Source organism: Mesorhizobium sp. M6A.T.Cr.TU.014.01.1.1 (assembly GCF_004022765.1).
Taxonomy (GTDB): Bacteria; Pseudomonadota; Alphaproteobacteria; order Rhizobiales; family Rhizobiaceae; genus Mesorhizobium; species Mesorhizobium mediterraneum.
Genome location: NZ_RZPG01000002.1, coordinates 401,735 through 419,930 on the forward strand (window position 1 = coordinate 401,735; position 18,196 = coordinate 419,930).

At 63.2% G+C, this 18,196-nt stretch carries 19 protein-coding genes; 14 read left to right on the top strand and 5 right to left on the bottom strand.

Annotation, left to right across the window (positions count from 1 at the left end):
• The first annotated feature begins 58 nt into the window (after positions 1 to 58).
• Positions 59 to 1,078, top strand: coding sequence for a zinc-binding alcohol dehydrogenase family protein (locus EN885_RS04435; RefSeq protein WP_128243629.1), 1,020 nt, complete (start codon positions 59 to 61; stop codon positions 1,076 to 1,078).
• Positions 1,079 to 1,419: 341 nt separating this feature from the next.
• Here EN885_RS04435 and phnF read toward each other — a convergent pair whose 3' ends face one another.
• A complete protein-coding gene (phnF, locus tag EN885_RS04440; protein WP_128243630.1) occupies positions 1,420 to 2,163 on the bottom strand; it encodes a phosphonate metabolism transcriptional regulator PhnF in 744 nt (247 codons plus the stop codon).
• Positions 2,164 to 2,286: 123 nt separating this feature from the next.
• Here phnF and phnG point away from each other — a divergent pair, with 123 nt between their 5' ends.
• Genes phnG through EN885_RS04455 form a run of 3 tightly spaced genes read left to right on the top strand, consistent with a single transcriptional unit; the run spans position 2,287 to position 4,473 of the window.
• Complete coding sequence (phnG, locus tag EN885_RS04445; protein WP_095488284.1) at positions 2,287 to 2,748, top strand: phosphonate C-P lyase system protein PhnG; 462 nt, start codon at positions 2,287 to 2,289, stop codon at positions 2,746 to 2,748.
• On the top strand, positions 2,748 to 3,359 hold the full coding sequence (gene phnH / locus EN885_RS04450; RefSeq protein ID WP_126104841.1) for a phosphonate C-P lyase system protein PhnH: 612 nt from the start codon (positions 2,748 to 2,750) through the stop codon (positions 3,357 to 3,359). Before phnG ends, phnH begins: the two co-directional genes overlap by 1 nt.
• A gap of 1 nt (position 3,360) precedes the next feature.
• A complete protein-coding gene (locus EN885_RS04455) occupies positions 3,361 to 4,473 on the top strand; it encodes a carbon-phosphorus lyase complex subunit PhnI (RefSeq protein WP_128243631.1) in 1,113 nt (370 codons plus the stop codon).
• 2 nt (positions 4,474 to 4,475) lie between these two features.
• On the opposite strand, the gene EN885_RS04460 is transcribed toward EN885_RS04455, so the two are convergent.
• Complete coding sequence (locus EN885_RS04460; RefSeq protein ID WP_128243632.1) at positions 4,476 to 4,679, bottom strand: hypothetical protein; 204 nt, start codon at positions 4,677 to 4,679, stop codon at positions 4,476 to 4,478.
• A 65-nt stretch (positions 4,680 to 4,744) separates the two neighbouring features.
• On the opposite strand from EN885_RS04460, the gene EN885_RS04465 reads away from it, so the two are divergent.
• From EN885_RS04465 to phnE (EN885_RS04510), 9 genes are all read left to right on the top strand, one after another.
• Positions 4,745 to 5,644 carry an alpha-D-ribose 1-methylphosphonate 5-phosphate C-P-lyase PhnJ gene (locus EN885_RS04465; RefSeq protein ID WP_128243633.1) on the top strand — a complete coding sequence of 300 codons (900 nt, stop codon included), beginning with the start codon at positions 4,745 to 4,747 and terminating at the stop codon, positions 5,642 to 5,644.
• On the top strand, positions 5,641 to 6,417 hold the full coding sequence (phnK, locus tag EN885_RS04470) for a phosphonate C-P lyase system protein PhnK (protein WP_065009749.1): 777 nt from the start codon (positions 5,641 to 5,643) through the stop codon (positions 6,415 to 6,417). The genes EN885_RS04465 and phnK overlap by 4 nt, the downstream gene beginning before the upstream one ends.
• A 208-nt stretch (positions 6,418 to 6,625) precedes the next feature.
• Positions 6,626 to 7,333: a phosphonate C-P lyase system protein PhnL gene (gene phnL / locus EN885_RS04480; RefSeq protein WP_128243635.1), complete on the top strand. Its 708-nt coding sequence runs from the start codon at positions 6,626 to 6,628 to the stop codon at positions 7,331 to 7,333.
• Positions 7,330 to 7,944, top strand: a complete 615-nt coding sequence (locus EN885_RS04485; protein WP_128243636.1) for a DapH/DapD/GlmU-related protein — start codon at positions 7,330 to 7,332, stop codon at positions 7,942 to 7,944. Before phnL ends, EN885_RS04485 begins: the two co-directional genes overlap by 4 nt.
• Before the next feature lie 77 nt (positions 7,945 to 8,021).
• Positions 8,022 to 8,726, top strand: a complete 705-nt coding sequence (locus EN885_RS04490) for a DUF1868 domain-containing protein (protein ID WP_206616804.1) — start codon at positions 8,022 to 8,024, stop codon at positions 8,724 to 8,726.
• A gap of 123 nt (positions 8,727 to 8,849) precedes the next feature.
• Positions 8,850 to 9,707 carry a phosphonate ABC transporter ATP-binding protein gene (gene phnC / locus EN885_RS04495; protein WP_128243637.1) on the top strand — a complete coding sequence of 286 codons (858 nt, stop codon included), beginning with the start codon at positions 8,850 to 8,852 and terminating at the stop codon, positions 9,705 to 9,707.
• Positions 9,708 to 9,853: 146 nt separating this feature from the next.
• On the top strand, positions 9,854 to 10,762 hold the full coding sequence (gene phnD / locus EN885_RS04500) for a phosphonate ABC transporter substrate-binding protein (RefSeq protein WP_126104833.1): 909 nt from the start codon (positions 9,854 to 9,856) through the stop codon (positions 10,760 to 10,762).
• A gap of 73 nt (positions 10,763 to 10,835) precedes the next feature.
• Complete coding sequence (gene phnE / locus EN885_RS04505) at positions 10,836 to 11,810, top strand: phosphonate ABC transporter, permease protein PhnE (protein WP_128243638.1); 975 nt, start codon at positions 10,836 to 10,838, stop codon at positions 11,808 to 11,810.
• A gap of 4 nt (positions 11,811 to 11,814) precedes the next feature.
• On the top strand, positions 11,815 to 13,374 hold the full coding sequence (gene phnE / locus EN885_RS04510; protein WP_128243639.1) for a phosphonate ABC transporter, permease protein PhnE: 1,560 nt from the start codon (positions 11,815 to 11,817) through the stop codon (positions 13,372 to 13,374).
• Between the two features lie 20 nt (positions 13,375 to 13,394).
• Here the strand turns inward: phnE (EN885_RS04510) and EN885_RS04515 are convergent, their stop codons facing one another.
• The 3 genes from EN885_RS04515 to EN885_RS04525 all read right to left on the bottom strand — a co-directional run bounded on the left by EN885_RS04515 (position 13,395) and on the right by EN885_RS04525 (position 16,877).
• A complete protein-coding gene (locus EN885_RS04515; protein ID WP_126104830.1) occupies positions 13,395 to 14,249 on the bottom strand; it encodes a sugar phosphate isomerase/epimerase in 855 nt (284 codons plus the stop codon).
• Positions 14,250 to 14,475: 226 nt separating this feature from the next.
• Positions 14,476 to 15,663, bottom strand: a complete 1,188-nt coding sequence (locus EN885_RS04520; protein WP_126104829.1) for a Gfo/Idh/MocA family oxidoreductase — start codon at positions 15,661 to 15,663, stop codon at positions 14,476 to 14,478.
• Between the two features lie 158 nt (positions 15,664 to 15,821).
• Positions 15,822 to 16,877, bottom strand: coding sequence for a sugar phosphate isomerase/epimerase (locus tag EN885_RS04525; protein WP_128243640.1), 1,056 nt, complete (start codon positions 16,875 to 16,877; stop codon positions 15,822 to 15,824).
• Between the two features lie 397 nt (positions 16,878 to 17,274).
• Here EN885_RS04525 and EN885_RS04535 point away from each other — a divergent pair, with 397 nt between their 5' ends.
• The gene (locus tag EN885_RS04535; RefSeq protein WP_128243641.1) at positions 17,275 to 18,162 is read left to right on the top strand and encodes a sugar phosphate isomerase/epimerase; all 888 of its coding nucleotides are present in this window, start codon (positions 17,275 to 17,277) and stop codon (positions 18,160 to 18,162) included.
• Positions 18,163 to 18,196: the final 34 nt, after the last annotated feature.

Sequence of the window (18,196 nt, forward strand, 5' to 3'; positions counted from 1 at the left end):
CAACCGCCGGCCCGGCGCAACCGGGGCCGGCGGTGCCATGAACCGACTGGATCAAAGCATGAAAGCCGTCGTCTGCCGCTCGCCCGGTGAGCTTGTTCTGGAAGACCGCCCGGCGCCAGGCACTCCGCCCCCTGGCTGGGCGCTGGTCGCGGTCAGTCATGTCGGCATCTGCGGCACCGACTATCACATCTTCGAGGGCAAGCATCCGTTCCTCGCCTATCCCCGCATCATGGGCCACGAGGTTTCTGGCACTGTGATCCAGGCCGGCGAAGGCGTCGATCTGTCCGTCGGCGAACCAGTGATCATCAACCCCTATCTCGCTTGCGGCAAATGCATCGCCTGCCGGCAAGGCAAGCCAAATTGCTGTGTGAAGATCGAGGTGCTCGGCGTCCACCGCGACGGCGCCATGTGCGAACGGATCCTGGTGCCGGCGCAAAATCTCTATCCGGCAAACGGCCTGTCGCTGGCCGATGCCGCCGCCGTCGAATTCCTGGCGATCGGGGCGCATGCCGTGCGGCGCTCGCTGGCGCAGCCAGGCGCGCGCACGCTGGTCATCGGAGCTGGGCCGATCGGCCTCGGCACGGCGCTGTTTGCCCGCATCGCCGGTCTCGACGTGACGCTGCTCGACATGAGCGCGGAGAGGCTGGGTTTCGCCGCAAACGAACTCGGCTTCGCGACCCTCGACGGTTCGCAGGCGTCTGCGACCGATCTGGTGCGGGAGGCGACCGGCGGCGAAGGTTTTGACGTGGTTTTCGACGCCACCGGCAACACCCAGTCCGTTCAGTCGGCCTTCGCCCATGTCGCCCATGGCGGGACGCTGGTCCTGGTCAGCGTCGTCAAGGACGACATCGTCTTTTCCGATCCCGAATTCCACAAGCGCGAGATGACGTTGATCGGCAGCCGCAACGCGCTGCGCGCCGACTTCGACCATGTCGCCGCCTCGATCCGCGATGGTGCTGTGCCGCTGGCAAAGCTCGTCACCCATCGCACGACGCTTGGCGAGACGCCGCGCGACCTCGCCCGCTGGGCGCATGAGAAATCCGGCCTGATCAAGGCGGTAATCGAGGTCGGGTCATAACACGGCAGGCGGTGAACCCGGCCCGAATGACAACGCCCCGCGCAGGTCGACCCCCACTCCGTCTCGGCTTCGCCGAGCCACCTCTCCCCCGATCGACGGGGTAGAGGAAGGGTGCGAGCCTATTGCAGCCAACGCTCCTCAACCAGACTCCCTACTTCTCTCGCCGTCAGCGGGCTCCCTTCCTCTCCCTCCGGAGGGGGGAGAGGTGGCTCGGCGAAGCCGAGACGGAGTGGGGGAAGGCGGTCCTCAAACGCCAAGCCGCTGACATGTAAGCGCGACCGAGCTGGTATGATATCGGCGTGGGTCAGATAAATCACGGTCTCGTATAAGGCCGGCACTACCTACAGCGCCGACAGTTTGAACTCGACGCGCTCAGCCGGAAACCGCGTTTCGGCGAACTGGATCGGCTGGCCGTCCGGCGTGACGTTGACGGCGACCGTGACCAGCACGATGGCGCCGGGCTGCAGATCGAGATCGGCAAGGTCGGCGGCATCCGCATGGCGCGCCGACAGCACCGTCGATTGCCTGAGATAGTCACTGATGCCGAAACGCTGGAGCGAGGCGGTGATCGATCCTGTTTCAGCCATGGCAGCATCGATGCCGGCGAAGCGTCCCGCCTCGAACCAGCCGGTGGCACGCGAGACCGGCTGTCCATCGGCTTCGCCGCGTGTCTCAAGGCGTATCACATTCGAACCCTTGGCAAGCCCCAGCCCTTCGGCGACGCGCCGGCTGGCCGGCTCGACCGCCGATTCGAGCAGCACGCTGCGGCGCTCGGACGCCTGCCCCTGCAAGCCCTCCGAAAAACGGGTGCGGGCGCCGATCGGATAGGACAGCCGCTTGCGCGAAAGCACGAAAGTGCCGCGCCCCTGCTCGGCCCTGAGCACGCCATCCTGCACCAGTGCTGCGATGGCGCTGCGCACCGTATGGCGGTTGACACCATAGCGCTCGGCCAGTGCGACTTCCGGCGGCAGCGCGGTATTCTCGGCAAAGTCGCCGACGGCGATCGAATGCAGGATCTGGTCGGCGATCTGCCGCCACAGCGAGACGCCGCTGCGCCGCTCTATGCTGCCGGGCTGCCCGATCATGTCTTGCCCCGATCTTTTTCGCCCGTGTCATGCACCCGTCATAGACACGCATTAGATAATAGGTATAATTTGTATAGTTGTCTATATCAATAGACAAATTTTCGATGCAAGGGAATGTTAACCATGCGAGGACAGGAAGCGCGCGATCAGGCTCAGCGCAAGGCCGTTATGGCAACGCTGGCGCAATCGACCGGCGACGATATCGTCCGTCTGTGGAACGAGGCCGGCCTGCCTTCTGAGGCGGAACTCCTGCGCGGCCCCGAAACCGGCTTGGTCACCGTGCGCGGCCGCATCGGCGGCGGCGGCGCGCCGTTCAACGTTGGCGAGGCGACGGTCACCCGCGCTACCGTCCGGCTCGCCTCCGGACAGGTCGGCCACTGCTACGCGCTGGGCCGTGACAGGCAGAAAGCAAAACTGGCGGCGATCGCCGACGCGCTCTGGCAGGACCCTGCCCTGCGCCGTGAGGTCGAGACCAAACTCATTGCGCCGCTGCAGGCCGCACTGGCCAGCGCACGTGAACGGCGTCGCGCCGAGACGGCGGCAACGAAGGTCGATTTCTTCACCATGGTACGCGGAGAAGACTGATGGACATCGTAACGCAAGCGATCGAAGGCGGCTTTGCCGATCCGGTGTTCAACGCCCAGACGGTGTTCCGCGCCGTGATGGATGCGATGGCGCGGCCGGGCACCCTGCAGCCTCTGCCGGTCTTTGCCCGCCCGCCGGCGCCGCTGTCAGCCACCGCGGGCGCCATTGCGCTGGCGCTGTGCGACAACGACACGCCGCTGTGGCTCGACCCCGTTTTGCAGGCCCCGGCAGCGGTGAAATCCTGGCTCGGCTTCCACACCGGCGCGCCCCTGGCCAACACGCCGGCCGATGCGCATTTCGCGCTGATCGCCACGCCGGCCGAAATGATGGCGCTCGACGGCTTCTCACAAGGCACCCAGGATTATCCCGACCGCTCCACGACGCTGATCCTGCAAGTCGGCGATCTCGTTTCAGGTGCCCCTCTGTTGCTCGAAGGTCCCGGCATCGAAAAGACTGCAAGCATCGCGCCGGCGCAGATGCCGCGCCATTTCGTCGAACAGTGGAAGCAGAACAACCAACGCTTTCCGCGTGGCGTCGACATCGTCCTCGCCACCCCGGACGGCGTTGCCTGTCTGCCGCGCACGACGCGCATCAAGACGATGGAGGCGTGATATGTATGTCGCGGTAAAAGGCGGCGAAGCGGCCATCGCCAACGCCCACTCCTTGCTCGCCGACCGCCGGCGCGGCGACCGTTCCGTGCCGGCGCTGCGCCTCGACCAGATCGTCGAGCAACTGGCGCTCGGTGTCGACCGGGTGATGAGCGAAGGCTCGCTCTACGACAGGGAGTTGGCGGCGCTCGCCATCGTCCAGGCGCGCGGCGACATGATCGAGGCGATCTTCCTCGTTCGCGCCTATCGCACGACGCTGCCGCGCTTCGGCTACACACGGGCGATTGACACCGGCGCGATGCTGGTCGAGCGGCGTGTGTCGGCGACCTACAAAGATCTGCCCGGCGGCCAGCTGCTCGGCCCGACCTTCGACTATACCCACCGGCTGCTCGATCCCGAGCTTGCCGCGGGCGGCGACGTCGCCGAGCCGCTGAAGCGCGAGAGCGAGGCTGAAGCCATGCCGCGCGTTTCCGCGATCCTCGCCCGCGAAGGCCTGATCGAGCCCGACGGCGACATGCCGCAGGACCATGTCCCCGGCGACATCACCCGCGAGCCGCTAGAATTTCCGATGGCGCGCGACATCCGCCTGCAGGCGCTGTCACGCGGCGACGAGGGTTTTTTGTTGGCGCTCGGCTACTCCACCCAGCGCGGCTATGCCCGCAACCATCCCTTCGTCGGCGAGGTTCGCATCGGCGAGGTCGAGCTGGAACTCGACGTGCCGGAGCTGCCCTTCGCCGTACCGCTCGGCTTCGTGCGTGTCACCGAGTGCCAGATGGTCAACCAATTCAAGGGCTCAGCCAAGGCGCCGCCGCAATTCACCCGCGGCTACGGCCTCGTCTTCGGCCAGAGCGAGCGCAAGGCGATGGCCATGGCGCTGTGCGACCGGGCGTTACGTGCTTCGGAATTCGGCGAAGATGTCGTCGCCGCAGCCCAGGACGAGGAGTTCGTCATCTCGCATTCCGACAATGTCCAGGCGACCGGCTTCGTCGAGCATCTGAAGCTGCCGCACTATGTCGATTTCCAGGCCGAGCTCGACCTGGTGCGCCGCATGCGCGCCGAGCACGATGCCCGCGAAAATGCCGACATGCTGGAAGAAAAGAAGGAGGCCGCGGAATGAGCCTAGTCGCCCGACCCGCCATCACCGCCACCGCTGTCGTGCGAATGGTCGCCATGCCCTCCGCTGTAGCCGCCGCTGGGGCCAATGCTATCGCTGTGCGCGCCTACCCTGGCTGCGGGAAAAACCATTCTTCGAAGGATAAAGGCAACCACGCAGGCGAACACCAGCAGGAGAATTCCGAGATACATCCAACCGGTTTGGGTCATCCGATTTCGCCCCTGTTTCCGCGTCTTGGACGCCGATTCGATAGCACAGTGCGGATGTGATCGCCATGACCGACATCGCCACCTACAACTTCGCCTATCTCGACGAGCAGACCAAAAGGATGATCCGCCGGGCGATCCTCAAGGGCATCGCCATTCCCGGCTACCAGGTGCCGTTTGCCTCACGCGAAATGCCGATGCCCTATGGCTGGGGCACTGGCGGCGTCCAGGTCACCGCTTCGATCATCGGCCCGGACGATGTGCTGAAAGTCATCGACCAGGGCGCCGACGACACCACCAATGCGGTTTCGATCCGTGCCTTCTTCAAGAAGGTCGCCAATGTCGCCGTCACCACCGAGACGGCGAAGGCGACCATCATCCAGACCCGCCACCGCATCCCAGAACATCCGCTGACATCAGGCCAGGTGCTGGTCTTTCAGGTGCCGATCCCCGAGCCGCTGCGCTTCCTCGAGCCGCGCGAGACCGAAACGCGCAAGATGCATGCGCTGGAGGAATACGGCCTCATGCATGTGAAGCTCTACGAGGACATTGCCAGGCACGGCCGCATCGCCACCACCTACGCCTATCCGGTCAAGGTCGAGGGCCGCTATGTGATGGATCCCTCGCCGACGCCGAAATTCGACAATCCGAAGATGCACCGTTCGCCGGCTTTGCAATTGTTCGGCGCCGGCCGCGAAAAGCGTATCTATGCAGTGCCGCCCTTCACCGAGGTGGTCAGTCTCGACTTCGAGGACCATCCGTTCGAGGTGCAGACCTTCGACCAGCCCTGCGCGCTGTGCGCGGCCGAGAACGTCTATCTCGACGAGGTCATCCTCGACGACCATGGCGGCCACATGTTCGTGTGTTCCGACACCGACCATTGCGAGAAGCGGCGCGAACAAGGCCATCGCGGCCACCTTGCGCCTGAAACCCCTCTTGCCCTGGAAAAAACGGAGCCGGCGCAATGACCGACGAGCCGCTGCTGCGCGTTTCAGCGCTCTCCAAATTCTATGGCTCGCGCGTCGGATGCGAGAACGTCACCTTCGACCTGTGGCCGGGCGAGGTGCTGGCGGTGGTCGGCGAATCCGGTTCCGGCAAAACGACGCTGCTGAACTGCCTCTCGACCAGATTGTTGCCGAGCTCCGGCACCGCCAGCTACCGCATGCGCGACGGCCAGTTTCGCGAGCTCTACCGGATGAGCGAGGCCGAGCGCCGCTTCCTGATGCGCACCGACTGGGGCTTCGTCCACCAGAACCCCGCCGACGGACTGCGCATGACGGTGTCCGCCGGCGCCAATGTCGGCGAGCGGCTGATGGCGGTGGGCGACCGCCATTATGGAAAAATTCGCGCCACCGCAGTCGACTGGCTGTCGCGCGTCGAGATTGACGAAGACCGCATCGACGACGAGCCGCGCGCCTTCTCCGGCGGCATGCGCCAGCGCCTGCAGATCGCCCGCAACCTGGTCACCGGGCCGCGGCTGGTGTTCATGGACGAGCCGACCGGCGGCCTCGACGTCTCGGTGCAGGCACGCCTGCTCGATTTGTTGCGCGGGCTGGTCACCGATCTTGGCCTCGCGGCCATCGTCGTCACCCACGACCTCGCGGTGGCGCGGCTTTTATCGCAACGCATGATGGTGATGAAGGATGGCCGCGTCGTCGAAAGCGGCCTCACCGACCGCGTGCTCGACGATCCGCGCGCGCCTTATACGCAATTGCTGGTTTCCTCGATTTTGCAGGTTTGACGATGGCGCCAAGTCACCCCCCTCTGGCCTGCCGGCCATCTCCCCCTCAAGGGGGGAGATTAGCAGCTTTCATGCCTCGCCCCTTCTGCAACGCAGGAGAATGGCGAAACCGAATACGACAGCCGATCTCCCCCCTTGAGGGGGAGATGGCCGGCAGGCCAGAGGGGGGTGCTGTCCCGCCAACGAACGACGCTTGGAGCACCTTCTGATGGCAACCCCTCTCGTCGTCTCCGATGTCGCCAAGAGCTTCACCATGCATCTGCGCGACGGCATCAAACTGCCTGTCGTCGCCGGCGTCTCGCTCTCGATCAGGAGCGGTGAATGTGCAGTGCTCGGCGGCCCCTCTGGCGCCGGCAAGAGCTCGATCCTGAAGATGCTCTACGGCAACTACGCCGTCGACGCAGGCCAGATCATCGTCCAGCACGAGGATGGGCTCATCGATCTCGCAACGGCCAGCCCGCGCACCGTGCTTGCCGTGCGCCGGCTCACGATCGGCTATGTCAGCCAATTCCTGCGCACCGTGCCGCGCGTCTCCGCCCTCGATGTCGTCGCCGAACCGCTGGTCGAGCGCGGCGCGGACCGTGAGGTCGCGCGCAATAAGGCGCGCGCCTTGCTGGCGCAGCTCAACCTGCCCGAAAAACTCTGGATGCTGCCGCCGGCGACCTTTTCAGGCGGCGAGCAGCAGCGCGTCAACATCGCGCGCGGCTTCATCACCGAGCACCCGATCCTGCTGCTCGACGAGCCGACCGCTTCGCTCGATGCCAGGAACCGCGACGTGGTGATTGCGCTGATCGCGGCCAAGAAGGCGGCCGGCGTCGCCCTGCTTGGCATCTTCCATGACCACGACGTGCGCGAGGCGGTCGCCGACCGCGTCATCGACGTGACCGCTTTTGCCCCCGGGAAAATCGCCGCATGACCAGAAAACTGTCGGAAGCGCCGCTTGTCCACGAGACGGCCGAAGTCGAGAACTCGACGCTCGGCCGCTGGACCGAGATCGCCGACCGCTGCCGGGTTTCCGAGAGCACAATTGGCGACTATTCCTACATGATGCAGGACTGCGGCGTCTGGTGCGCGACGATCGGCAAATTTGCCAACATTGCCGCCAATGTGCGCATCAACGCCACCAACCACCCGACATGGCGGCCGACGCTGCATCATTTCACCTACCGTGCTTCGGACTATTGGGATGACGCCGAGCACGAGAGCGAATTCTTCGCCCAACGTCGCGCCAAGCGCGTCACCATCGGCCACGACACTTGGCTTGGCCACGGCTCGACCATCCTGCCCGGCGTCACCGTCGGCGATGGCGCGGCGGTCGGCGCCGGCGCCGTGGTGTCGAAGGACGTCGCGCCCTACACCATCGTCGGCGGCGTGCCGGCGAAACCGATCCGCGACCGCTTCGACCGCCGCACGGCGGAACGCTATCAGGCACTTGCCTGGTGGGACTGGGACCATGCCCGCCTGCGCGCCGCGCTCGACGATTTCCGCGCGCTTTCGGCAGAAGGCTTTCTGGAAAAATACGGCTGACCGAAGCGGGCGACCACGCCCGTTTCACACCTCTGACACATGACTCGGACAAAGGCGGTCTTTCCCTGGAGATCGCCATGCCCATCAAACCTTCGCTCGCCGGATTCTTTGCCGGCTCGAACCCGAACCCTCCCGTGCATCTCGGCACGCGCTACGACACGTCAGGCAATTTCCTGACCGAGCCCGGCAACACGGTCGTCTGCCATCTCGTCAGCGGCTCAGCTTCCGAAACGGCGGTCATCGAAGTGCGTGAGCGGATGCGCCTTATGCCCGATGCCGACAGGCTGGCCTTCACGCCGATCTCCAGCCTGCATATGACGCTGTTCCAGGGCATCATCGAATATCGCCGCCGGCTTCCCTACTGGCCTGAGGATGTGCCCCTCGACACAAGCATCGACGACATGACCCGGCTCTATCTGGAGCGCCTGAATGGCGTCGGGGACCATGGCGCGTTCAAAGTCAGGGTTGTCGATGTCGTGCCGACCGGGCTTACCGTTACCGGCGTGTCGGACCAGGACGAGCGCATCATGCGCGCGTGGCGCGATGCCCTGTCGGTGCCGTTCGGATACCGGCATCCCGATCACGACAGCTATACTTTCCACATAACTTTCGCCTACCAGATCCGGCGCCTCGACGACGAAAGGGCCTCGCAATGGCAACAGCTATTCGATGACTACCTCTCGCTGCTCGCCCTTCAGGCTCCGGTGATCGAGCTGCGGCCTCCGGCATTTTGCAGCTTCAAGGACATGAAGCATTTCGAGGAGCTTCTTGTCCTGGGCTGACGGCGCGACGTCTCTGCCTGTGGGCAGTAACAAAACTGACATCAATCCGACACCGCAGGTTCATGCGGCTGCGCTAGCGAAGGTTAACAGACCTTCGAAACGCGACTGGACTGGAACTTGCCTATGTCAACAACCTCAGCCACGCTCGAAATCCGCGGCGTCACCCGCCGGTTTGGCAAGAACACCGCCGTCAGCAATGTCGATATCTCGATCCCGCATGGTCAGATGGTCGGCATCATCGGCCGTTCCGGTGCCGGCAAGTCGACCCTTTTGCGCATGATCAACCGCCTCATCGATCCCAGCCAAGGGTCGATTTTCTTTGACGGCGCCGAAGTCTCCAGCCTGCGCGGCTCGCTGCTCAGGCGCTGGCAGCGCGACTGCGCCATGATCTTCCAGCAGTTCAACCTGGTGCCGCGTCTCGACGTGCTGACCAACGTCTTGCTCGGCCGGCTCAATCACCGCTCGACCGTTGTCAATCTGCTCGGTGTCTTTTCTCGCGAGGAACGGGCCGAGGCGATCGCGGCGCTCGAGCGTCTCGACATTGCCCGCACGGCGCTGCAGCCGGCCGGCACCTTGTCCGGCGGCCAGCAGCAGCGCGTTGCGATTGCCCGTGCCATGATGCAGCAGCCGAAGGTGATCCTTGCTGACGAGCCGATCGCCTCGCTCGACCCGCTCAACGCCAAGGTGGTTATGGATTCGCTGCAGGACATCAATCTGCGCGAGGGCATCACCGTCGTCACCAATCTGCACACGCTGGATACCGCGCGCACCTATTGCAACCGCATCATCGGCATGGCCGCCGGCAAGGTCGTGTTCGACGGCCCACCCGAAGACCTCAACCGCGAAGCCGTGCGCATGGTCTACGGCGCCGACAGCAATGGCGGCGAGATCTCCGAGGCCATCACCTCGACCAGCGTGACCATCAAGCAAAAAATCGCCGCATCCGCCGGACCGCTCGAGCCCGCATTTCCCGGCTACTAGTTCCATGATCCCGACAAGTGGATACCGGTATCCGGAAAAGACCACGGACAAACAAAAGAGCGCCTGGATCGCCAGCCCGCGTCAAGGGCGCTGTCAAAATTCGAACGCTACCGGCGCGATGCCGGAACCAACAGGAGAGACGCGACATGTTTAGAAAGATGCTTTTCGGTGCTGTTTCCATCATCGCCATGGCGATGGGCGCGGTTCAGGCACAGGACCTGAAGGAATTCCGCGTCGGCATTCTGGGCGGCGAGAACGAAGCCGACCGTCTGCGCAACTACCAGTGCTTCGCCGACCACATCAAGGAAGTGCTGGGCGTCGAGAAAGTCTCGCTGTTCCCGGCCGCCGACTACGACGGCGTCATCCAGGGCCTGCTCGGCGGCACGCTTGACTATGCCGAGCTCGGCGCTTCCGCCTATGCCAAGATCTATCTCGAAAACAAGGACGCGGTTGAGCCTATCCTGACGACGGTCCAGACCGACGGTTCGACCGGCTATCATTCGGTCATGGTCGCCCGTGCCGATTCCGGCATCAAGACGCTCGCCGACATGAAGGGCAAGAAACTCGGTTTCGCCGATCCCGATTCGACTTCGGGTTACCTGATCCCGGTCACTTCACTGCCCAAGGACATCGGCATGGATGTGAAGAGCTACTTCGCGTCGACCGGTTTTGGTGGCGGCCATGAACAGCTCGTCCTCGAGGTCCTGAAGGGCACCTTCGATGCCGGCACCACCTGGGCTTCCGGCGTCGGCGACTTCAAGGACGGCTACAGCTCGGGCAATCTGCGCAAGATGGTCGACAAGGGCGTCCTCAAGATGGACGATCTTGTCGAATTGTGGCAGTCGCCGATGATCCCGAACGGCCCGCTGGTGCTGCGTGCGTCGATCGATGCCGGCGCCAAACAGAAGGTCACCGATTTCCTGACCAAGCTTCCGGAAACCGATCCAGCCTGTTTCTCGGCGATACAGGGCGGCGACTTCAAGGGCTATTCGCCGGTCACCCCGGAATTCTATCAGGCAATCATCGACGCCCGTAAGGCGAAGATCGGCTCGTAAGTAAACTGCCACAACGCCGCCGGGGCCATGTGCCGCCGGCGGCGTTGCCGCATCATGGGCCAGGGATCGATAAATGAGTGCGACCGACGTTTACCGTGCGCCTGCGCTTTCACCGGAGGGAGCCACTGTCGAGCGGCACTGGCGCGACCTCGCCGCCCGCCGGCGCCTTTACACGATCGGAGGCCTGGTTTTCCTGTTTCTCGCGCTCTCTGGCTCGCTCTGGTTCGCCAACGAAACCAACGCCGGAAAGGTCTTCGACCGCCTTCCATATATCGCCGACTTTTTCACGGAATTGAAGCCGCGCGACTGGTTCGATCCGGTGCGCGCGCTGTTCGACCTGCCGTCCCCCTACGACGATGGCAGCCTCAAGTTCGACTACCCCGAAGGCCGGGTCTACCTGACCCAAAGCATCTACGTTCCGGAATACTTCTACCGGATGATCGAGACGCTGAACATTGCCCTGTTTTCGACGCTGGTGGGCTCCACATTCGGTTTCCTGCTCTGCTTCCTGGCTGCGGGCAATATCACGGCCAGCCGCTGGCTCCGTTTCACCACGCGCCGCTTCCTTGAAATTGTCCGCGCCTTTCCGGAAATCGTCATCGCCGGCTTCTTTCTGGCGGTCTTCTCGCTAGGACCCATTCCGGCGATCCTCGCGGTCAGCATCCACACCGTCGGCGCACTCGGAAAAATGTTCTTCGAAGTGGTCGAGAATGCCGACATGAAGCCTGAAGAAGGTTTGCGAGCCGTTGGCGCCAACTGGGTCGAACGCGTGTGGTTCGGCATCGTGCCTCAGGTTCTGCCCAACTTCATGAGCTATTTCCTGCTCCGCTTCGAGATCAATGTGCGCGCTTCGACCATTCTCGGCGCCGTCGGCGCCGGCGGCATCGGCGAATCCCTGCGTCTTTCGATCAGCCGGGGCCATGAGGCCAAGACCATCGCCATCGTCTTCCTGCTGTTCTGCACGATTGTCGCCGTCGATCAGTTTTCGGCGTGGCTGAGACATCGTCTTGTCGGCCGGCAAGCGTTCGCATACGGGCGCGGAGAGTAATGCGATGAACGCCGACGCCATCAACGACATCGCCACTCGCCATCCGAATGCGTTCCGGCGATCCCTATGGAAGCGCTACGCCACCCCGCTCGGTATCGTTCTCTGCATCCTCTACACATTCTATTGCGCGTGGTTCTTCTCGATCGTCACCGTTCTCGAAAAAGCGAACTGGAACCTTGCCGGCGCGTATCTCGCCGACTGGGTGTCTTACGAAATCCGGCCTGACATCGAATTCAAAGACAACCATCTGACGATCGACTACTCCCGCTTTTCCAAGCTGGGATCCAATCCAAATCCCGACTGGGTGGCCAAGCAGATGGCGGTGATCGAGCGGCGGGTCGACGCAGCGCCAGCACCGGCGAGCGCGACCGGCAAGTCGTCGCAGGATTCGTTTATGGCGCCTGGCGCGCCGACCGCCGAGAATCCAGCCGTCCCGTCAGGCCAATCCGCTCCGGCTGTGCCTGAAACGGTGCGCGAAAACGCCGTCGTGGCCGCGACTGTCACTCTTGGCAATGGTCAGATCGCCATCGCGCCAGACCTTGTCACCGTGACGCGCGGCGCCGAAAGCGTCATTTTCGACATTGCCAAGGACAGCTCTGTGACGCCGCGCACACCGCTGCCTGACTGGATCGAGCAGCGCAGGCCAGGCTCGACAGCCTATGTCTCGTTCGGATTTCTCGGTCGCGCTGAAGTCCAAAACGACGAAGTCGTTGCCTGGAGGCGTTTCTTCGGCTGGGCCAATTTCGTGTTCGACACGAACTCGCCATTCTGGGGAAAGCCGTTCGGCGAGGTCGCTTCACTGATTATCTCCGGAGCACGCATCGATCCGTCGCGATCAAACGCGGCGCTCGCCTGGGACAACATCCTCAACAACGCCGAGTGGCAGCACGGCGACGTCTGGCTGAAGCTTTTGCAGACCGTCGTCATGGCTTTCGTCGGCACGGTGCTGGCATCGATCGTCGCCTTTCCGCTCGCCTTCCTGGCTGCGCGCAACGTCACGCCGAGCCGGATTGCCAACCAGGCAACAAAACGCTTCTTCGATTTCCTGCGCTCGGTCGACATGCTGATCTGGGCGCTGTTCTTCACGCGTGGCTTCGGTCCGGGGCCGCTGGCCGGCATGTCGGCGATCTTCTTCACCGACACCGGAACCCTGGGCAAGCTCTATTCCGAGGCGCTGGAAAACATCGACGACAAGCAGCGCGAGGGCATCCGCTCGGTTGGCGCCACGCCGGCAATGGTGCAGCGCTATGGCGTGCTGCCCCAGGTTCTGCCGGTATTCCTTAGCCAATCCCTCTATTTCTGGGAATCGAACACGCGGTCAGCGACGATCATAGGCGCTGTCGGCGCCGGCGGCATCGGCCTGAAATTGTGGGAGGCCATGCGCACCAACACCAATTGGGCCAATGTTTTCTATATGGTTCTGTTGATCCTGGTTGTCGTCTTTATCTTCGACAACATTTCCAGTTTTCTCCGCCGCAAACTGATGGGATCGGTCGGAAACGGCAACGAGGAGCGGCGCGAGCGAGCGCCCGCCGGCCTGCCGCCGGCAGCTCGGGTCGCCTGAGAGGAAGGCTTAGCTGCGTGCTAAGCACCAGCCCTCTTCCAGCCGCTCTTGATGTGCTTGTAGCCGTCGCGATAGACGGCTTCCGGACTTTCCGAAAAGTCGCGCCAGACCTTGGTTGCCGCCGCCAAATCTCTGAGCGAGCGGCCGAAGGCCTCGATCGTCAGCCAGTCGTCATAGCCGCTCTTGCGGATGGCCGAAAACGTCTCCTTCCACGGAATGTGGCCGCGCCCAGGCACGCCGCGATCGTTCTCCGAAATATGGATATGGACGATATTCCTGCGGTTGCGCGTATAGGCGCCGATCGGGTCGGCTTCCTCGATATTGGCGTGGAAGGTGTCGTACATCGCCTTGATGTGCGGCCGGTCGATTGCGTCGACATGCTCCGACAAGTCGTCCATCGTGTTGAGCAGATAGCATTCGAAGCGGTTGAGTGCTTCCAGCCCGATGGTGACGTTCTTGTTGCCGGCATGGTCGCCGATGGCGCGTTGCGAGGCAACGGAGCGCTTCTTCTCCGCCGCCGTCGGCCCACTGCCGGAAAAGGCGCCGAGTGTCGAATGCAGCGGGCCGCTCAGCGTGCTGGCGCCGAGCGCAGCGGAGCAGTCGATCGCCCATCTCATATAATCGATGCCGGCCTTGCGCGTTCCGCCATCGGCCGAGATCAGATTCATCGCCGGATCGCCCATTGCCGAAACCGCGGTGCGCTCCAGTCCGATGCGGTCGAGCAGCGCGCCAAGTTTTGTGTAGTCGTCGGGCGTGCCGGAAAAGACCGGAATCTCGACACCATCAAAGCCGGTCGCCTTGATATCTCTGAGCAATGACTCGTGTTTCTTCGATACGGCCGTCGTCCACAAAAACATGCACATGCCGATTTTCATCGACGCTCCCTCCCCTTTGACAGCCGGCTGGCTCCTCCGCCGACTTCGCCACAAGCCCCCTCATCCGGCCGCTTCGCGGCCACCTTCTCCCCGCTGGGGAGAAGAGGCAGACGCCAGCGCCGGCGATCTCCTCTCCCCTCGGGGAGAGGTCGGATTGCCCCGAATTGCCCTTGCAATTCGGCTGGCAATCCGGGTGAGGGGGCTTCCCGTTAACCGGGCGCAGCGATTAAAGCTTCGTCCAGGCTCCATTCTTCTTCGACGACTTCACGCAGGCCTCGATGAAGGCCATGCCTTCGACGCCATCCTGTATGGTCGGGAAGACGACATCCTTAGCCGGCTTGCCGCCTTTGCGGCGCGCCGCTCGGATGGCGCGGGCGGCCTCCTGGTAGATGTTGGCGAAGCCTTCGAGATAGCCTTCCGGATGGCCTGACGGAACCCGGCTGACGCGCCCGGCGACGGGCAGCGCGCCGGCGCCATTTCGGGTGATCAACTGCTTCGGCTGGCCGAACGGCGTGTACCAGAGATAGTTCGGATCGGCCTGCACCCATTCAAGCCCGCCCTTCGACCCATAGATGCGCAGCTTCAGCCCGTTCTCGTGGCCGGGCGCCACCTGGCTCGCCCAGATCATGCCCTTGGCCGGGTGCGACTTGCCGACCGGCTTGAAGCGCAGCATCACGTTGACATTGTCGTCGAGCTGCCGCCCCGGCACGAAGGCATCGAGATCTGCCGATAGCGAATCAAGCTCCAGCCCGCAGACGAAGCGCGCGAGATTGTAGGCATGCGTGCCGATGTCGCCCAGCGCACCGCCAGCGCCGGCCTGCTTGGGGTCGGAGCGCCAGGACGCCTGCTTCTGGCCGGTGGCGGCGAGATCTTCGGTCAGCCAGTCTTGCGGATATTCCGACTGCACGATCCGGATGTCGCCGAGCTGCCCCTTGGCCACCATCTCGCGCGCCTGCCGTATCATCGGATAGGCGGTGTAGTTGTGGGTGAGCACAAAGACCTTGCCGGTCTTTTCAACCAGTGCCGCCAGCTTCTTCGCTTCCGCCAACGTCGTCGCCAGCGGCTTGTCGCAAATGACGTGAATGCCGGCTTCGAGAAATGCCTTCGCCGCCGGCACGTGCACATTGTTGGGTGTGACGATGGCTACCGCTTCGATGCCGTCCGGTCGCTTGGCCTCGGCCTTGGCCATCTCAGCGAAAGAGCCGTAGCTGCGCGTGGGATCGAGCCCGAGTTCCGCGGCGGACGCTTTCGCACGTGCCGGATCCGACGATAAGGCACCTGCCACCAGCACGAACTCATTGTCCATGCGCGCCGCGATCCGGTGCACGGCACCGATGAAGGCGCCTTGCCCGCCGCCGACCATGCCGTAGCGGATCGGGCCGCCTCCCGTTTCCGACTTCGATGCGCCGACCATGATTTTCTCCCTCGTCGTCTGAGATACCCCTCCCCCTTGAGGGGAGGGTGGCCCGAAGGGCCGGGAGGGGTCGGTTCATGCCGAGCTCTACGCCCAGCGACCCCACCCCGATCCGCTACGCGGATCGACCCTCCCCTCGAGGGGGAGGGACAGCCGTGCTAGATTCCCATCATGGCGCGCAGCACCTTTTTGTCGGTCGCGCCGCCGGCGAAATCGTCGAAGGCCTTTTCCGTCACCCGGATGATGTGGTGCTCGATGAAGGGCGCGCCTTCGGCCGCGCCGTCCTCCGGATGCTTCAGGCAGCACTCCCATTCCAGCACCGCCCATGAATCATAGTCATATTGAGCAAGCTTGGAGAAGATGCCGCCGAAATCCACCTGCCCGTCGCCGAGCGAGCGGAAACGCCCGGCCCGGTTTGTCCAGCTCTGATAGCCGGAGTAGACGCCTTGCCGGCCGGTCGGATTGAACTCGGCATCCTTGACGTGGAACGCCTTGATCCGCTCGTGATAGATGTCGATGAATTCGAGGTAGTCGAGCTGCTGCAGCAGGAAATGCGACGGGTCGTAATTGATGTTGCAGCGCTTGTGGCCGCCCACCGCGTCGAGGAACATCTCGAACGTCGCGCCGTCGAACACGTCTTCGCCCGGATGGATCTCGTAGCCAAGGTCGACGCCATTGTCCTCATAGACATCGAGGATCGGCTTCCAGCGTTTGCCGAGTTCGGAAAATGCTTCCTCGATCAATCCCGCCGGCCGTTGCGGCCACGGATAAAGGTAGGGAAAGGCCAACGCTCCGCAAAACGACACCGACGCCTTGAGCCCAAGATTCTTCGAGGCCCGGGCACCGAATTTCATCTGTTCGACCGCCCATTGCTGCCTGGCTTTAGGATTGTTGTGCACCGCTGGCGGCGCGAAACCGTCGAACTGCGCGTCATAGGCCGGATGCACCGCCACCAACTGCCCCTGCAGGTGCGTCGACAGCTCGGTGATCTCGACGCCGGCCTCGGTGCAGATGCCCTTCACCTCGTCGCAATACGCCTGGGAAGACGCCGCTTTCTCGAGGTCGAACAGCCGGCTGTCCCAGGTCGGGATCTGCACGCCCTTGTAGCCCAGGCCGGCCGCCCATCTGGTGATCGACGGCAGCGAGTTGAACGGCGCGGCATCGCCCGCGAACTGCGCCAGAAACAGCCCAGGCCCCTTCATCGTCGACGGCATCGGCATCCTCCCTAATTTTTCCACGACCAAGCATAGCGCCGATTGAAAGCAGGGCCAGCCTCTTTGGTCTTTTCGCACAGTGCGTTACGCACCGCTATTCTGGTATTACCAAATGTCGAAATCTCGTCAAGCCACCTTGCTTGCCATCCGAAGCCTGCAACTATACCGAGTTGCGCGACATATTGCAATGGAATCAACGAGGTAAGCCAGGCAATCAGAGCGGTAATCCTGCGCTTCTTGCCGTTCAGATCAAATTGCTGTAGACCTCGCTTCAGGCCCAATTGGTCGAACCAGTTTACGAAGAACGCTGGAGCGCCTTGGGGAGGAATCGTGCTGCGCGCTCCGATGGGTGCGTTGCAGGCGAGCTGTTACAGGCGAATTCTGGGAAGGACAGACCATGCATCTTTCGACGCACAACTGGATGCGGGCGGAGCCATTGGAGACGACGCTCAAGCGCATCAAGAAATTCGGCTATGAGTCGATCGAGATTTCCGGCGAGCCCGAGCAATACAAGACCAACGAGACGCGTGCGCTCCTGAAGGAGCACGGCATCCGCTGCTGGGGGGCGGTGACGTTGATGCTGGGCGAGCGCAACCTCGCCGCCAAGGACCAGGGCCAGCGCGAGCGCTCCGTGCAGTACGTCAAGGACGTGCTGACCATGGTCAGCGAGCTCAATGGCGAGATCATCACGCTCGTTCCCGCGACCGTCGGCAAGGTGGTGCCGGACGGCACCGAAGAAGAAGAATGGAAATGGGTGGTCGACGCCACCAGGGAGTGCTTCACCCATGCCAAGAAGGTCGGCGTCAAGATCGCGGTCGAGCCGCTCAACCGCTTCGAGACCTATCTATTTAACCGTGGCGCTCAGGCGCTGGCGCTGGCCGATGCGGTCAGCCCCGAATGCGGTGTCTGCCTCGACGCTTACCACATCCACATGGAAGAATTTAACGTCTATGACGCCATCCGGCAGGTCGGCAAGCGCCTGTTCGACTTCCACGTCGCCGACAACAACCGCTTCGCCGCCGGTCTTGGACAGATCGACTGGCCGAAGATCGTCGGCACGCTGAAGGAAGTCGGTTACGACGGCGCTCTGACCAACGAATTCGTCGCCCCTGTCGACCGCACGCCGGCCGCTCCCTATCCCGACATGGTCGAACGCAATCCCGTCGATATCTCGCCGGAGCAGCTCAAGTTCATCCAAGACCACGGTTCCAGTGTGCTCACGGAGAAATTCTACACCGACCAGATGCGCATCAACGCTGAAACGCTGCTGCCGCTGATCAAGTAATCGATCGTCTGGAAATGAGCCTTTCCGCCCTGAC

Coding starts and splice junctions, on each gene's coding strand:
- EN885_RS04435 (WP_128243629.1), top strand. CDS start 59: ATGAAAGCCGTCGTCTGCCGCTCGCCCGGTGAGCTTGTTCTGGAAGAC.
- phnC (WP_128243637.1), top strand. CDS start 8,850: ATGTCAACAACCTCAGCCACGCTCGAAATCCGCGGCGTCACCCGCCGG.
- phnK (WP_065009749.1), top strand. CDS start 5,641: ATGACCGACGAGCCGCTGCTGCGCGTTTCAGCGCTCTCCAAATTCTAT.
- EN885_RS04460 (WP_128243632.1), bottom strand. CDS start 4,679: ATGACCCAAACCGGTTGGATGTATCTCGGAATTCTCCTGCTGGTGTTC.
- phnE (WP_128243638.1), top strand. CDS start 10,836: ATGAGTGCGACCGACGTTTACCGTGCGCCTGCGCTTTCACCGGAGGGA.
- phnD (WP_126104833.1), top strand. CDS start 9,854: ATGTTTAGAAAGATGCTTTTCGGTGCTGTTTCCATCATCGCCATGGCG.
- phnG (WP_095488284.1), top strand. CDS start 2,287: ATGCGAGGACAGGAAGCGCGCGATCAGGCTCAGCGCAAGGCCGTTATG.
- EN885_RS04525 (WP_128243640.1), bottom strand. CDS start 16,877: ATGCCGTCGACGATGAAGGGGCCTGGGCTGTTTCTGGCGCAGTTCGCG.
- phnF (WP_128243630.1), bottom strand. CDS start 2,163: ATGATCGGGCAGCCCGGCAGCATAGAGCGGCGCAGCGGCGTCTCGCTG.
- phnL (WP_128243635.1), top strand. CDS start 6,626: ATGGCAACCCCTCTCGTCGTCTCCGATGTCGCCAAGAGCTTCACCATG.
- EN885_RS04535 (WP_128243641.1), top strand. CDS start 17,275: ATGCATCTTTCGACGCACAACTGGATGCGGGCGGAGCCATTGGAGACG.
- EN885_RS04455 (WP_128243631.1), top strand. CDS start 3,361: ATGTATGTCGCGGTAAAAGGCGGCGAAGCGGCCATCGCCAACGCCCAC.
- phnE (WP_128243639.1), top strand. CDS start 11,815: ATGAACGCCGACGCCATCAACGACATCGCCACTCGCCATCCGAATGCG.
- phnH (WP_126104841.1), top strand. CDS start 2,748: ATGGACATCGTAACGCAAGCGATCGAAGGCGGCTTTGCCGATCCGGTG.
- EN885_RS04515 (WP_126104830.1), bottom strand. CDS start 14,249: ATGAAAATCGGCATGTGCATGTTTTTGTGGACGACGGCCGTATCGAAG.
- EN885_RS04520 (WP_126104829.1), bottom strand. CDS start 15,663: ATGGTCGGCGCATCGAAGTCGGAAACGGGAGGCGGCCCGATCCGCTAC.
- EN885_RS04465 (WP_128243633.1), top strand. CDS start 4,745: ATGACCGACATCGCCACCTACAACTTCGCCTATCTCGACGAGCAGACC.
- EN885_RS04490 (WP_206616804.1), top strand. CDS start 8,022: ATGCCCATCAAACCTTCGCTCGCCGGATTCTTTGCCGGCTCGAACCCG.
- EN885_RS04485 (WP_128243636.1), top strand. CDS start 7,330: ATGACCAGAAAACTGTCGGAAGCGCCGCTTGTCCACGAGACGGCCGAA.